This window comes from Chitinophaga varians (genome assembly GCF_014529945.1).
Taxonomy (GTDB): Bacteria; Bacteroidota; Bacteroidia; order Chitinophagales; family Chitinophagaceae; genus Chitinophaga; species Chitinophaga varians.
Genome location: NZ_JACVFB010000007.1, coordinates 298574 through 316779 on the forward strand (window position 1 = coordinate 298574; position 18206 = coordinate 316779).

Consider the following 18206-nt stretch of genomic DNA (forward strand, 5'->3'; position numbering starts at 1 on the left):
ATTTAAATAATTTTTCTGCTGGTACGGGTCTTTTTCTTCTTGTTATCCAATAACCGGCTGATCGTATCAATTTCCGCCGCCAGTAACTTTACAGTAGTTCGCAGGAAAAAATCTCTGATACCGATATCTACCTGGAATTCTTTCTTTATTTTATTTAATACAAGCAGGGCTTTAAGAGAATCTCCTCCCAATTCAAAAAAGTCATCCTCCGTTCCCACGCCGGTAATCCCTAACAGTTGGCCGATCATGTCGACCAGGGACTGTTCTGTAGCCGATACAGGAGCCACATACTCCCTGCTAAGGCCTACAGGTCTTTTAATACGCTTTACCTCCAGGGATATCTCCTCTGCTATGTCTGCCACCACCACAGACGCAGATTCTTCCAGTGACTGGTGAAAATCTACTGCTGATATAACAATAGTGGATAACTGCGCTTGTAATGCAAAAGTGAATGCATTAATCATCTCAGCAGTGTCTATACCAAAACGTAATGCCATTTTCTGGTGTCCTTCGTTAAGATGACTGGTTGCTTTGACCGCCATCCCTCCATCTCTGATAGTATCCCATTCAATACTGATAACCGGGTAGGAATATTGTTTTTCCTCAGCAAAAGCATCCAGAAACAAGTTGGCCCCCACGTATCCAATCTGGCCAAAGGTCCCTAAAGAGGCGGCCAGGGAAGAACTGGTTACAAAAAAGTCAAGGACATGATTCTCAAAAAAGCTGTGTAGTAATAAAGTGCCCTTTATCTTGGGATCGAAGATCCGCTGGTCATCGTCTTTGTTTCGTCTGTATACAATTCCTGAAAAGTCTCCCACGCCGGCAGTGTGGATCACACCCTGTACAGGTCCGAAAAGGAGCTCCCCTTTTTTTATCCCTTCAGCTACGAGGTTCACGTCGCTGATGGAGGATTTGAAAAAATAAACGGACGCACCCTTTTGCTGTAGCTCCGCTATAAAGGCAGTTGGAAGCTCCTGCCGGCCGGTAAGAATAAGATTGGCCTGGTAACGATCAGCCAGGAACCCGGCCAGCGCCTGTCCCATCGCCCCTGTAGCTCCACTGATAAAGTAAGTACCCTGTTGACGGAGAACAGCGTTCGCATGGATATCTTTTGTGACCACCTTCTCAAAACACTTAACAAACCTGTGGCGGCCCCGTATTGCCACTTCCCGGTCATCCGCTACATAAAACAGTTCTCTCAGCAAGCATTCAACAGAAAGAGGGCTCATATCACAGATATCAATAGCCCTACAGCTCATATGGTTGAATTCCTTCGGCAGGACCTTCACTGCCGCCAACGCCATGGCCTTTCCGGGACGGATCCGCTCATTGCCCAGTACATTATACCATCCGTTCCCTACTATATCAAGGTGCACCTCACTGATTGTCGGAGGTATATTTCTGGCTATTTCCAACAGGCTTTCATATCCTACTGTCTGATAGAACCCAATATTCCCGCAACTATCCGCTATTTCCGTTTCCTCCCGGTAATTCCACAAATGAATAACCTTTACGACAGCGTGTGAATCTCCGATATCCCTGAATAGCAGGTTATAGTCCTTCGCGGATGCCGGGTTAATGATATAATGACGGGCAGTCTTCTTTTCATAATGCCGTCCCGGCTCCACCAATATATAGGGGAATGACAATGCTGACAACCCCTCCCGGAGTAATACGCCCGCCTGATCAGGCTCTGCGAACAATACACACACAGCGCCTTCCTGTAAATAATTCCGGCGGTTCAACCAGGCCGTTTTCTTCCATTGGATCTGGTAATACCAGTCTTCCTGTTTGCTTCTGTCGGAGATCCTGCTTCTCCTGAATTCCTGAAGTGCTTTCAGGTCCCCTTCTGCCGCAAATTTGTTCTTCTCAAAAGCATAGGTCGGTAAAGAAATCCTTGCATGCGCCACTCCTCCCTGGAAAGCATCCCAGTCAACTGCTACTCCATGCATCCATAAGAGTCCGACGTTCTTATGCAGATGGGTGATATCATCTTTCAGTTCTCTTGGGTGCCTGGTTAAGTTTAATGTGATCGGATCTGTGCTCCATCCGTCCTGTTTTATTAACCCCGAAAGCGTATGACCCGGCCCGGCTTCCACCAATACAGCATCTTCATGCAACGTTCTCAGCGTCTGAATACCCGTAGCAAAGCGAACGGTTCCCCTCATATGCTGTACCCAATATTCGACAGTGCCCGCTTCCTCCGAAGTGATCAGTTTTCCGGTAACATTAGATATAAATGGATAGGAAAGGCGACCAAATGACACCTCCTTCAATACCGCCCTGAAATCATCCAGTACCGTATCCAGCATGGAAGAGTGGAAAGCATGAGAGGTATGCAATTTCACCACAGATCTGCCCTGTGATTGAAGTTGCTCAAACAAGGCACCCATAGCGTCCTCCCGGCCGGAAAGCACCACCTGGGAGGTTCCGTTGACGCATGCCAGACTGATATCCCCGTTGATAAGAGGGAGCGCTTCCTCTTCTGTCATATTCACACTGATCATACTTCCTCCGGGTAAACGGTTCATCAGTGCTCCCCGACTGCATACCAATCTTAGCGCGTCTTCAAATTGAAATACCCCACTGATACAAGCCGCTACAAATTCACCGATGCTATGCCCTATCATACAGGAAGGCGCTACTCCCCATGACATGATCAAACGGGCCAGCGCATATTCAAACAGGAATAATAAAGGTTGCGTATAAGCAGTTTGGTCCAGCAACATACTATCATTTTTCTCCTGCGGATAAATGATCGATTTAAGATCTTCCCCTGTAATCCGCGCTAACACACTAAATCCCTGATCCATGATTTGCCTGAACACAGGGAGTTCTTCGTACAGTTGTCTGCCCATGTTAACGTACTGCGCTCCCTGTCCCGGAAACAGCAAGACTACTTTCCGATGTTTCGACTGCGTAACGGCAAGCGTCTCATTGAGCCCTGCCAGCAGCTCCGTACGGTCACGAAACACCAACATGCTTCTGTAATCGAAATGTTTTCTTCCCGCCTGGAGCGTATAAGCCATATCCGGCAGCGATGTGTCAGGATAAGCCGCTATAAAAGCTTTCAGATCTGCAACGTATTGCTGCAACGAGTTCCTCGTTCCGGCTGACAATGTAAGAAGCAAGGGAGACTTAACCAGCGTGTCCTTTACCGTTACAGGGGCTTCCTCCAGCAGTACATGCACATTGGATCCCCCAATACCGAAGGAATTAACGCCTGCTCTCAACGGATGGTCCCCATTCTTCTTCCAATCCTGTAGATGGGTGTTTACATAGAATGGGCCGGAATCAAAATCTATTTCAGGATTGGGCACACTAAAATGCAGGTTGGGCACCAGCTTTTTATAATACAAGCTCAACGTGGCTTTGATCAGACCTGCAACTCCTGCTGCTACATCTGTGTGCCCCATATTGGATTTGACGGATCCTACCGCACAACTTTTCACCGGACTATTTACGCCAAAAGCCAGGGACAGCGACCGTATCTCAATAGGATCCCCCAATCGTGTTCCGGTACCATGCGCCTCCACATATCCTACTGTAAGCGGATCAATGCCCGTGGCAGTATACACAGATTGTATACATGCCACCTGACCGTCTACAGCAGGCGTCGTGTATCCGGCTTTATTATTACCATCATTATTCACGTTACTGCCCTTGATGACCGCGTAAATTTGATCATGGTCCCTTATAGCCGCGGAAAGTCGCTTCAGCACGACCACCCCCACTCCTTCCGCAGGCAACGTCCCATTGGCCTCACTATCAAATGTGCGACAATGTCCATCATGGGAATAGATCATTCCCTCCTGGTAGACATAACCTTTCCTGCTGTTAGAACTGATAGTAACGCCGCCTGCCAGCGCCATCTCACATTGTCCGTTTAGCAAACTTCTGCAAGCCAAATCTACCGCCGCCAGGGACGAAGAACAGGCGGTGTTAACATACAGGGACGGCCCTCTCAGATTCAGCTTGTATGCTACCATTGAACTTACAAACTGACTGTCTGCCAGTACCTGTCTGGTATAGTTGTCAATCATCTGTTCCTCCTGCTGCTGGTCAACAAGAATCTTCCAATGTATATTTTCAGCAGCTGTAGCAAAAAGACCAATGCGCTGCTTGTCTGTATCACCTGCATGCCCTGCATCCTCCAATGCCCTCCAGCAATGCTCATGGAACAACCTTATCTGCGGATCCATTACAGCTGCTTCCGCCGGGGTGTATTTGAAAAAACCATTATCGAAATATTCTTTGCCGGCTATCAGAGATGCCGCCTTTACATATTGCCCGCGTTCTACAAGGTCTTTAGGTACTCCCTGTGCGATAAGTTCTTCCGCTGAAAAATGCGTTATCAACTCCCTGCCACTGGCAAGATTATTCCAATACTGGCGGTAATCTTCACTAAACGGGAATTGACAGGATATCCCGACAATAGCAATATCTTCTTTGGGCTCAACGGAATCAACAGTCGGAGAGAGTGCAGCAGCGACCCTCTTCTCAGGATAGAGATGGTCCAACAACCGGCTGACCGACGGATATTGGAATAATAACGTTATGGATACGTCCAGCTCCAGTTCGGCCCTGATACGCTGCCCCAGCTCCACGATCTTAATAGAATTTCCTCCGGCCTCAAAAAAATTGTCATTCACTCCTATCGGCGTTGTCCCGAGAATATCTTCCCAGATGCTGACCAACACTTTCTCCGTCTCATTTCTTGGCGCTACATAGGTAGCTGTTTGGACGAAGTTCGGTTCTGGTAACAAACGGCGGTCAACCTTGCCATTGACATTCAGCGGCATCACCTGCAACGGAACAAAAAGGGATGGGTGCATATACACCGGTAGTACTGCCTGCAACCGGCGTAATACATGCTCCTTATCAAATCTTCCGGCACTGACTACATAGGCTACCAGCCGCTGTTGGCCATGATGGTCTTTTTTCACAGTGACTTCACAGTGGGCAATACCCTCCACTTTGAGCAATGCCTGCTTTACCTCCTCCATTTCAACTCTGTACCCACCCACCTTTGCCTGGTCATCTTTACGACCGATGTATGCTATATTACCAGACGGCAGCCAGCGGGCCAGATCACCGGTCCTGTAAAACCGTACCCCACCTATCACGAAAAATTTATCACTCGTCAGCGGGTCATTATTCAGGTATCCTCTGGCCACTCCCATACCTCCAATGCATAATTCCCCTGATATATTTACCGGAACAGGATTATTATAATCATCCAAAATATATACCTGCACGTTATTAATCGGCCTTCCAATAGTAATACCCCCGCCGTCAGTTGGCACCTTTCCGTAAGTTGCACACACCGTAGTTTCTGTAGGCCCATAAGTATTCACCACAGGCACCATATTCCTTAGCCTGCTGATATAGGATGCATGCAATACATCTCCTCCACTGATCAGGTACCGTAACTGCCCGACAGCAGACAGGTTACGGTTAAGCCACTCTATTACCAGTGGAGTAGTACTTAAGATCGTTGCCGTGCCGTCTTCAATAAATCGTTGTATTGTAAATACATCCCGGCCTCCTCCAACAACCATCACCACCGTCGCACCGCAGATCAGTGCAGGAAACAGTTCTTCCACCATGGTGTCAAAAACGATTGAAGACTGCAACAGTATACTGTCTGCGGAGGTGATAGCAAAATAATCGCGGAAGGTGAGCACATAATTCAGCAGAGATTCATGAGAGATCATTACCCCCTTAGGCTTTCCTGTAGTACCAGACGTATAGATGACATAGGCAAGATCCCCCCTGCCCGCTGCAGCACTTGATGTATTACAAGCATTTATACCATCCCTGTTGCTATTGAAGAATGCGAGATCTATGATCAGCTTAGAACGGGTATCTGATATTATTTCACTGATCCGCTCTGCGGGGCCGTCCGGATCAATCGGCACATAGGCAGCCCCCACTTTTAGAATCCCCAGAACAGCCACGATCATATCAACTCCCCGGGGTAAACAGACAGGCACCAGGTGCCCCGGCCGTACACCTGATTGTATCAGGAAATTGGCCAGCTGATGGACCTGCTCCTGAAGCCGGGCATAACTAAGCCCCTCTTCTCCAACTATTAATGCTGTTTTCTCAGGGGTTTTTGATACCTGCTTTTCAAATAGCACGATAATATCTTCTTCCCGGGAATGTACTGTGGTCTCACCCTGATAAGCAGATGTCAGCGCAAAATGTTCTTCAGGTGTCAGTAAATTCAACATGCCTATTTTAGCATCAGGGCTTGCCGTAATAGCATATAGCAGCTGTATATAATGGTCTTTCAACCTGACTATGGTCTCCTCTTCAAAAAGATCGGTACAGTATTCAATACTCACCTTAACGTCCGGACCTCTTTTGATAACCGTCAGACTCAGATCAAATTTAGAAGTGGTCTGCCTCACAGGCTCCAGTGAAATATCCAGTCCATCCATTGCATAGAGGGAAATGTCCGGATATTGCTCATAGCTAAACGAGATGGAAAATAAAGGATGACGGCTCATATCACGGTCCTTTACCACAGCCTCCACTATCTGCTCGAAAGGCGCCTCCTGATTGTCGAAAGCTTCCATCACGGTTTTACTCAGCTGTTCCAGGTACGTAGTAAACGGAAATTCTCCCGACACCTCGCTACGCAAGGGAAGAACGTTCACAAAAAGGCCAATCAGATGCTGTAATTCCGGTTGCGAACGTCCCGCCACCGGAACTCCCACACAGATATCAGACTGACCGCTGTATCGATGCAACAGTACATTAAATGCACCCAGCGTCAGCATAAATGGGGTAACCTTTTCCCTGTTTGCCAGAAGTTCCAGCTCATGAGCCAGGTCGCCGGGAATATCAAATGTAACTGCGTCACCCCTCGTACTTTGAATGGCCGGTCTCGGATGGTCAGTATGCAATAACAAGGGCGAAATATCCTTCAGCTGCTCTTTCCAGTATGCCAATTGCAATTTTAAAGACTCCCTGCAGGGAACTGACCGCTGCCACAAAGCATAGTCCATATATTGTACAGGCAATGCTTCCGGATAGCTACCATTACCTGTGGCATACCAGGTATATAATTCAGATAACTCCCGTAAAATGATCTCTATAGACCAACCATCAAATGCAATGTGATGAATAGTCACCGCCAGTATATGCATCTCTTCGTCTTCCTGCAGCAGTCTTGCACTGAACAGGTAGTCGGCAGAGAGGTCAAACGCATGGATATCCTTTTCCTGCAGGCTCCATCCTTCAACAGGCAGCAAGGACTGTCTGAGCCCTCCTTCCTCCTGCCGGATAATGGTCCGTAAAGTCTGATGCCGCTTTACGAGCTCCTTCAGCGCCATATTCAGGGCTTCCTGATGCAGGGTTCCTTTTAACCGGAAGTTCGCGCGTATGAGGAACTGCTCACTGACGCCCAACTGGTCCATAAACCACATGCGTTCCTGCGAAAAAGACAGGGATGCCGTAGTTGCCCTTTGGGGGATAATTGCAGCGGTAAAATGTTTCCCCTGTATCAATGCAGCTATCTGTGCAATGGTTGGATTTGCAAATATATCATGAAGCCTCAGGTCAAGCCCCAGGCGCATACGAATAGCAGAAAGGAATTTCGAAGCAAGTAATGAATGTCCGCCCGACTCAAAGAAATTGTCATAAATACCAGCCACAGAAACATGTAACAGCTCCTGCCATATCCCGGCAATAGCTATTTCCAGTTCATTTCGAGGCATCGTAACATCTGCCATCGTACTGTTCGCGTCAGGAACCGGTAACGCCCTCTTGTCTATTTTGCCATTGGAGGTAAGTGGAAGCGAATCCAACTGCATATAATAGGCGGGTATCATATAACCAGGCAGTTGATGCAATAGCTGCTGTCTGACAAATACTCCATCCAGTAAAACCGGACTTACAAAATAAGCTATCAGCTCATTCTTCCCATATTCATTCTGCCGCGCCACCACAATACCAGATGTAATATCCTTTATCGTCAGCAGTGCATGGGTTATTTCCGCTGGTTCTACACGATATCCCCTTATTTTCACCTGTTCATCAACGCGTCCCATATACATCACATTCCCGTCAGGAAGCCAGTAGCCGATATCACCTGTGCGATACAACGCGCTCCCACAGCCCAACAGGTCAGGAATAAAATGCCCGGCAGTCTGCTCAGGCAAATGCAGATACCCAGGCGACACGCCTTCTCCTCCGGTATAAATCTCCCCGGCCACTCCAATAGGAACCGGCTGCTGATATTTGTCCAGTATATAGACTGTCCTGTTACTTAGCGGACGGCCTAACGGAATATTACCCGAAATATGGTCCACAGAGTAGGTCAATGAAAACGTAGTGTTCTCTGTAGGCCCATAGCCATTGATAATTTTCAGCCCGGGATAATACTCCCGAATAAGATTGATGTGAGTAGCGGAGAGCTTCTCTCCTCCGGCAATGATCGTTCGCAGTCCCTCCAGCACCGTAATATCCTCATCTACGTGGTGATTCAGTAACCCCGCCGTAAACCACATCATCGTGATCTTCATGGAAGCGATGGCCGCTTTCAACGATGCAGAAGCCAATATTACATCAGTAGGACAAACAGCCAGCGTTCCCCCATTCAGCAACATACCCCAGTACTCAAATGTGGTAGCATCAAAAGAAGTGGCTCCGGTAGACAAGAGTCGGTCGTCAGACGAGAACCCGACATATGATACTCCCTTTACCAGGCTGACTACATTACGATGAGTAACCATTACCCCTTTGGGGGCTCCTGTGGAACCCGAGGTATACATGATATATGCCAGATCTTCCGGGGTCGGCAACAGTACTGTATTCCAGGACAATTCATCTTCAGTTGTTGCCAGTATATCGTCAGGGGAAATAGCTGATATCCCCAACCCGGGCACTGCTTCCCCTATCAATAACTCCGCGCCTGTATCTTCCTGTATATAGGCGATACGTTCTGCCGGATAAGATTTGTCTACAGGCACATATATGCCGCCAGCCTTGAGAATACCAAGGATGGATATGATCAGCTCCGGTGACTTATCAAGGCATAGCATGACCGGCATCCCGACGCTCACTCCTTTAACAGTCAGGTAGTGAGCCATGTGGTTTGTCAGCCTGTCGAGCGCGCTGTAAGTGATGGACCCGTTCTGTGATAAGACGGCAATATTATCAGGAGTAGCCGCCACCTGCGCTGCAAACAAAGACACGATCGATTCGTGTGCCGGCCAATCTGTTGCTGTTGCATTAAAGGTTTTCAGCACCATGGTGCGTTCCTCCTCACTTAATAATGGCACATAGCCTATGCGTACATCCGGATCGGTTGTCATTGCTTCCAATAACCGGATATAATGCTCAAAGAACCGGGTAATTGTTGTATCATCAAACAGGTCCGTATTATAACTGACAGCTATAGCCAAACCTTCAGTTGACGGCAGCACAGAAACATTCAGATCAAACCTGGCCGTCTGCAGTTGCGCCTCATACGGAACAACGGTAATATCTCCCAGTACAGGCAGTGGAATATCAGGCGTATTCTGTAGCACAAACATCACCTGAAAAAATGGCGTATGACTACTATCCCGGTCGACCGCCACCGTCTCCACCATCTTTTCAAAGGGAACATCCTGGTATTCATATGCCTCCAGGGTGGTTTTCTTTACCTCCTGCAATAACAGGGAGAAAGTATCCTCCCCATCCACATGGCTTCGCAGCACGATCGTATTGACAAAAAAACCGATGAGTTTTTCTACTTCCTGCTGGCGGCGCCCGGCCACCACACTGCCTATACTTATATCAGACTGACCACTATAACGGTGCAACAATGCCTTAAATGCCGTCAGCAACGACATAAACAAAGTAACATGATGCTCGTGTGAAAATTCCTGCAACCTGGCTGCCTGTTTCTCCCGGATATAAAATGTCCTGGAACGCCCTTTATTATTCCGAATAGTGGTACGGGGGCGATCAGTAATCAATTGCAATGGAACAGTATCCCTGAATTTGTTTTTCCAGTATTCCAGCCCCACAGCAATGATGGGCGTCAGATAATGCCGCTGCCACAGCACATAATCCCCGTACTGCACATCAGGCATGGAACAGGAAGCAGCATGTCCCTGGGAAAGGGCTGAGTAATGTTCAGACAGTTCATCTGCCAGTAATGCCAGTGACCAGCCATCTCCCGCGATATGGTGCAGCACCGCCACCAGCATTGCTTCGCCTTCAGGAAAGCAAAGCAGGTCTACCCGTAACATATAATCCTCTGACAGATCAAATGGTAAATGGATACGTCCGGAAATGTATTCATCTAACTCTTCCTTATCCTCTTTCCCAAAAGAAGCTTTCACTACATTCAGTTTCCAGTCATCTTTACGCAGCACAACCTGGTAGGCTTCTCCGTCCTTTTCCCGAATAACGGTCCGCAATATTTCATGACGGTGAACAATCATTTGTATCGCCTCTTCCAGGACTGCCGGGTTCGGACAACTATTTAGCTGCAATGCCATGGGGATATGATATTGCACTGACCCTTCCAGCTTATCAATAAACCACAGCCTCTCCTGGCTGAATGACAGCGGTATTTCCAATGGTTTTTCCACCATTGTTATGGGAGGTAAGGATGCCATCAGCCCACCCTGTGAAAAATGTGCAGCAAGCGATCTTACGGTTGTATAAATAAATACCTGCCTCACCGATATCTCAAAACCCAGGATTTTTCTGATGGCCGCCACCAAACGTGTTGCCAGCAGCGAATGCCCTCCTGAACGGAAAAAGTCATCATTTACACCGATCTTATCTGTTTTCAACAGCTGTTTCCAAATGTCAACCAATGCCGATTCCACCTCGTTTGCCGGTGCTTCATACCTTTCTTCGGATCGGGTGATTTCAATATCCGCCAACAGCTTCCTGTCTGTTTTCCCGTGTTGGGTAAGCGGCAATTCCTCCAGTGTGGCCCATAATTCCGGTATCATATATGGTGGCAACTGCTGGCTCAAAAATGCCAGCAACACGTCCCTGTTCCAGGTATCAGCAGGTACAATATACCCAGCCAGCTGATTATCTCCATTTACATCCTTTTTGCAGACAACGGCACCATCCTTCACCATAGGATGCCGCAACAGCACCTGCTCAATTTCCTCCAACTCGATCCGGAATCCCCGTATCTTCACCTGTCCATCTATTCTGCCCGAATATTCCAGATTACCATCAGGGAGCCATCTGCCCTGGTCCCCGGTTTTATACATTCGCTGTCCGGCAAAAAAAGGATCTTCAAGAAATACTGTATCTGAAAGCGACGGCCGGGCCAGGTACCCCTCCGATACCCCCGCCCCGGCTATGTAAATCTCACCGGTAGCTCCCAGTGGCATCAGTTGCCGGTCCCTGTCAAGGATATATACCCTGTTGTTCTTCACTGGTCGGCCTATAGGCAAACGTTCATAGGTATCCCCATTCTTCCATTTGAATACGGTGGCAGTCACTGTCGTTTCAGTAGGCCCGTATTCGTTGTAAAAAGTGATGCCACCAGGCCAACCCGATGCCAGTGATACCGGGCATTCCTCTCCACCTACCACTACCCTGTAAAGTTTTCCCGCTGCCAACAAGGGCCTTAATTGCTTTAACAGGGCAGGTGTGGTATGAAGATGGGTAATGCCCGTATCATCAACAAGCTTTGAAAGTAATACCGGGTCGGCAACAACATCCCCGTCCGCAATTACCAGCGTGGCCCCGTTACAAAGCGTCAGAAAGACCTGCTCCGTAGCCGCATCAAATGTGAAACGTGATGCCTGCAGAATACGCTCTCTGCTACTGATACCATAATATTGCTGCTGACTATAAATAAGATTACTGATGTGCTTATGCCGAACCACTACTCCTTTGGGCTGCCCCGTAGAACCAGAAGTATAAATCACGTACGCGGCACCCTCCGGTGAAGGACTTTCAGGGGCAGCATATATTTGGTCTTTTATGCTGTCATCGGCAAGTGAAAGCCCCCTTACCCCTTCCGGTAACAGGTAGTGCTGCTCCTCGTTGCATAATACTATTGCTGCGGCAACCTCTTTCAGAATGAAGTGTACCCGCGCCTCAGGATAATCTATTCCCAGAGGGACATAGGCTCCCCCGGCCTTTAAAATACCCAGTATACCTACTACCATATCCAGGCCCCGGGGAAACAACAGAGGGATCATCATACCAGGCACTACTCCCTGCTGTCGGAGAGAATTCGCCAGGCGATCAGTTTTTTCTCCCAGCTTCCCATATGTAATACCTTCTCCGTTGGATAATAGTGCCAGCGCCGCCGGACTTTCCGCTACGTGCTGGTTAAAACGATCAATGATGGTACGTTGGATGGGAAAGTCGACAGGAGGTTGGTTGAGCACATGCAGCTGATAATCTATAGCAGCAGCATCCAACAGCTGCAACCTCGATATAGGAACATTAGAGACCTCGGGTAACAGGGAAAGCAAATACTGATAGTCATCTACCATTTGCATCATCTTCTGATGGGTAAAAATATCAGTATTATATTCCCATTCTATGTAGATACTGTCATCCTCTCCCTCGCCACTACCATGCTGCTCTCTTGGTGTAAGGACCACTACACTGATATCGAACTTGGAAGAATCATTATGAAAATCCTCCCTTGTCAGTTCAAGACCAGGCAAAACCAATTCCTTAGCGGGCGTGTCCATGAAATTGAATGTTACCTGGACCAGCGGAAGATAACTCAAACTCCTGTCTATCCTAAGCGCTTCCACTATCTTGTCAAACGGGATATCCGCCCAGGCATATGCTTCAAGACAAACCGCTTTCACTTTATGCAGGAGCTCAGCGAACGTTTCTGCTGCATTGACGGCCGTACGCAGCGGAATAGTATTGATCACCATTCCCATCATATTCTCAATACCCTCAATATTCCTATTGGCGATACCAGAGCCAATACACATATCCTGACTGCCGGTATATTTATACAGTAACACGTTAAATGCCGAGAACATGGCCATAAACAGAGTCGTATCGTGAGAACGGCTGAAATGGCGGATCTTATTCCCTAACTGCTCTTCCAGTTTAATGGTGATCATCTTGCCCTTTCCACTTAAAACAGCGGGTCTGGGCATATCCAAAGGAAGAGAGATTACTGGCGGAACACCTTTCAGTTTTTCCCGCCAGAACCGGAGATAACGCTCGGTTACCTCAGCGGTAAAATACTGCTGCTGCCAATAGGCATAGTCCTTAAACTGTAATACCGGCACATCCAGACCATGTGGCTGCCCCTGACAAAGCCCGTTGTAGATCGCCATAAACTCCCTGATCAATATCCCCTGGGTCCATCCGTCATGTATCAGATGGTGTTCAAGCAATACAAGCAAGTGTACATCTGTTGCCAGTTTTAGCAGGCTCGCCTTCAGCAGGGGACCTGTAGCAAGATCGAAGATAAATGCCCCTTCCGATGTAATAACGTCCTGAATATAATGCTGCTGTTCTTTGGTCGTCAGATACGAAATATCTGTAACAGGAATATTGAAGTAGAAGGGAGCCTGAATTTCCTGATAAGGCAGTCCTTCGTCTGCTTTAAAGACGGTCCTGAATATCTCATGCCGCCGTATGATCTCTGTAAATGTCTGCTCTACATAAGAAACGTTGAGCGTTCCGGTCATGCGTATAGCGCGGGGAACATTGTAGGAAACGTTATTTCTGTCAAGCTGATACAGGAACCATAATCGTTCCTGCGAAAAAGAAAGTGGTAAACGAACATTATCCGGTACGGGAGCTATCGTGATGCTCTCCGTATTCCCCCGGTTGCTGCTGATAGCCTGAATTGTAGGACCTTCAAAAAACTGCTTCAGGGATATGCTGATCCCGGTACGCTCCTTCATCTTCCAAATAGCCTTATTGGCCAAAAGAGAATGCCCACCCAACTCAAAAAAACTGGTAGTGACCCCAATCCCCTTACGGTCAAGCAACTCCTCCCAAAGCGCCACCAGTACATGCTCTGTAGCATTTCCAGCCGGCACATACCCATGCTCACGCATGGAAGCTATGGCTATATTCAGTAACGCCTTTTTATTAATCTTTCCATTACCTGTATAGGGAATATGATCTACTTCCACCAGGGCAGATGGCACCATATAATCCGGTAAAACATTCCTGAGGTGAGAGATGATCCGCTCTTTATCAATCGGCGAGGCTGTTACGAAATAAGCAACAAGAATCTTGTTACCGTCACCGCTTTCTTTTCCCAAAACAACTGTCTGCTTTATTTCTTCCAGTTGCTCCATGACGAAGGAAATCTCTCCGGTCTCTATTCGGTGTCCCAGTATTTTAACCTGATCATCGGCTCTTCCCAGAAAATCAAGATTGCCATCAGCCATCCATCTGGCCATATCTCCCGTTTTATATACCTTTTCCCCCTCAAATACCACAAAACGGGCAGCTGTCAGGTCCGGCCGGTTAATATATTGGATGGCGACACCGGCACCTCCTATGTAAAGCTCACCGATAGCGCCGGGAGCCAGCAACTGTCCCTTTTCATCCAAAATATAAAAATGGGTGTTCCCTAACGGCTTCCCAACCGGCACCCGATGCAAACCATCTATGTTCCCCTCAAAAAAAGAAGAATCAATACATGCTTCGGTAACTCCATAACTGTTAATGATCCGGACACGCTCACCTAACTGCTGTTGCAGATAAGTAAAATCAGCTACAGAGCAAACATCAGATCCCACTACCAGCACCTGTAACGAGGAAAAGGTTCTTCCTTTCTCCAGATTATACCTCACCATATCTACAACAAGGACAGGAACCGATTCCAGAAATGTAACCCCGTATGCTTCTATCAGCGAATGCAGGTAATCAAAGTCCAGCCTTCTGTCATCTGGTACAAGCACCAATTGCCCGCCCGTCAGCAGGCCACGGCAAAGGTCACCAGTGAAAACATCAAATGATACCCTCGTCAGTGAAAGCACCACCGGAGCTTTTAACGCGTAGCTGCGTTCCCAGCACCTGGCAATATTATTCAGACTGCCGTGCGACACCGCTACCCCCTTTGGAGTACCAGTGGTCCCGGATGTATAGATCACATATGCTACAGTGGCAGGTCCGGCTAACGGTAACGGGCAGGATGCAGCTGCCAATATCTGTCCCTTCTCACGCTCCGGAGAAAGTCTCCAAACACCTTCAAAATCCAGGTCTTCCCTGTCAGAAATAATCAGCTCAGCCTGACAATCCTCTACAATTAGCTTTATCCTGTCATTAGGATAGGCAACGTCGATAGGAAGGTAGGCGCCTCCTGATTTCAGTACCGCTAAAATGGCGACAACCACGGCAGCAGATTTCTCCAGTATGACAGGCACAATTTCTCCGGGTCTTACGCCTTTCCCGATGAGATAAAAGGCCCATTGCGAAGAGAGGTCATCCAACTGCTGATAAGTAAGCTGTTTGTCACTGACCACTGCAACACGGTCCGGAAAACGATCCACCTGCCTTGCAAACTGCCGGAGAATTGTTTCATCTGCAACCTCCAGGGCATTATTATTAAACGAGGCAAGCGATGCCAGCTCCCCTGCCGGCAAAAAGCGGCTGTCCCCGATAGGTAACTCAGGTAAAGCAGTAATAGCGGTTATCAGGAATTTCAGATATCCCCGCATAGTATCCGCCTGCCTTTCTGTAAAAATAGACGTACTGTAGTCCAGATCAACATACAGCCGCTCGGTAGAATATTCCCTGATATGGAAAGATAATCCGACGTCCTCCCTTCCATTCGCCAATGGCACGATAGCGGACTCATATGATCCGAATATAGTACCGTAATCATGTTTTTCATAAGAAACCCTCACATCATATGCCTGCCCAAGTTCCGGCTGCAACTGAAACATCTCTCCAAATGGAAACCGCTGATGTCGGTAGGACTCCATCGTTTCCATTTTTATAGCCTTTACCAGCGATGGGAAACGAATGTCCGGGGAAAAATCAAATATTAACGGTAGTATATTCATGCATACCCCTACCGTCTTTTTCAGAGAACGGTCCGGCCTGTTCAGGACCGGGGTGCCTATCAGCAACTGCTGCCGGTTGTGATATCGGTTGATATACATATATACACATCCCAGAAAAAAATGCAACGCTCCCACATTCAGCTCTTTGCAATAACGCAGGATAGCAGCATGTTGCTGCCTGTCTATTTCAAAGGAACATGAACTGATAGGATGATCGCCTGTACCGGTATTGCCCACAGCACCCAACTCAAACGGATTACCCGGCACCTCCGCCAGTTTTTCTTTCCAAAATGACTTATCTGCTTCATAAACAGTACTACCGGTATACAACTCATATCCCGCAGTAAACTGCGCATAGGAATAGAACTCCCCACTGCCGGCCGAGTCCCGGTAAAGCCGGGACATCGTTTTAATCAATATCGACAACCCCCATCCATCACTTAATAAATGGTGCAACTTCACATACAGGTAATAGTTATCTTCACTGACCTTGTACAATACAAACCGGTATAAGATCCCATCTTCCCATTCGAAAGGCATTTTCATATCATGCTGCATGCGACTAAAAGCAACATGAGCAGCATTTTCCTCAGTGGAAACATCCTCGCAGGAAACGTTTATTATCCCCTTCCTTAACTCCAGATAAGGCTCCTCCGAATGTACCAGACGATAATTGAAAATATCCTGTTCATCTTTCAGATGCTGCATGGCACCGGAAAATACATGATGATCTACGTTGCCTTTTATGTCTACATAGCCACCGACATTAAACTTGGGAGAAGCGCTATGCAGCAACTGATCTAACCATATATACTTCTGAAGTGGCGATAGTTTTAATATTTCTTTCACTTTAAACTTTTTTAAAGATGGCGGCCATTTTTATATCTCATCAATGACTATTGGTTTCAATTCCGGGACACCGAAAGACCGGAGCCAAACCAACCTATCCTAAAGGGCATGGGATCTGCCTCCAGGATTTTATTTATAAAATCACCGGTGGTCATTTCGTACCCTCATTTATCTTATTGATAATATCTGCTAACGAGGCTTTATAAGGTTAAATCTGCGGATATCCGTTCGCCGATAAGCGTAAAATCAATTATAGTATTCCCTTACACTCCGGACAATGTTGGAGAGCGGCATTATTGGTTCCTCATCATCCTTGCTTCGGGTTAAACATTCTCTTTCTATAGCAGCCACCACTATGCCATTCTTTAACAAACATACCGGGTCATCATGGGTCAACCCTACCCCAGCCGCATAAATAGGTTTCTTCGTTTCCATAACAATAAATGTGTAATAGGGCTACTTTTATAGTCCTTTATTTCAGGTTAATAGTAATATGAAAAAACGCAAATTAAAATTGTAAGGGGATTAACCTAACCGCTTACTAATTATGATTGATCTTGAGTTCATTTACCGGGTTTAAGATTAACTACTGATACAATTAAGGATAACAACAGACTGATACTTCTCTTCTCTAAAAGCTGGTCTATTTTTTAAAATAGTCTTGATTAACTAACATGCAAATCGCTTCAACATTTTGCGATCACAAATGGAAATTACAGCATTACTTTTATAAATGCAATAAACACAACTCTTTTTTTTAAATTCTACCTTGATTAAATTTATGTAACCAATAACATCTCCGCCAAACGCTTGTCAACAAAGAGTTTTAAACACATCATCGGAAACTTTATTTAAAGTGATAAACATTCACCTCAACTTTCTGATGTATCTACAATCTTTTGATTCCCGCAAATTTCATTATAGTTATCAGTACACTTTCACATGATAAGATATTTGCCCTGCTTGCCTTTGTTTTTTCAGCCCTGTACCGGAAGCAAAAGCGTTATTCCAATCAGACATGATTATTCGCAACCTTTACCTTCGTGTGTTTAGACGCCGGACATATCATTTCAATCCGGAAACACGGTGATGATCGACCAACGCTCTGCAACAGTCGCAAAGGAATATACCCACGGCTCACATCACCCTGGCGTTCTATGAACCCAACAAGTTGAAATAGATATCCGGAAATAGCTTGACGGGCTTCGGCATTTTCTCTGATAGCTACTACCCTGCCAGCCTCCTCCTTACCGGCATTGCGGCATTCTCTATTTGAACGATACTAAAAAATAAACGAGCTAAAGGAAATCAATAACCCTTCGATAATACTAACAACATGCTCATGTTGTGGAGACAATGAAGACAAAC

The 18206-nt window shown here is 46.9% G+C and carries 1 protein-coding gene; it reads right to left on the reverse strand.

Annotated elements, in window-relative coordinates:
- Positions 1–2: 2 nt before the first annotated feature.
- Complete coding sequence (locus ICL55_RS29950) at positions 3–16838, reverse strand: non-ribosomal peptide synthetase/type I polyketide synthase (protein WP_188104657.1); 16836 nt, start codon at positions 16836–16838, stop codon at positions 3–5.
- Between the last annotated feature and the right edge of the window lie 1368 nt (positions 16839–18206).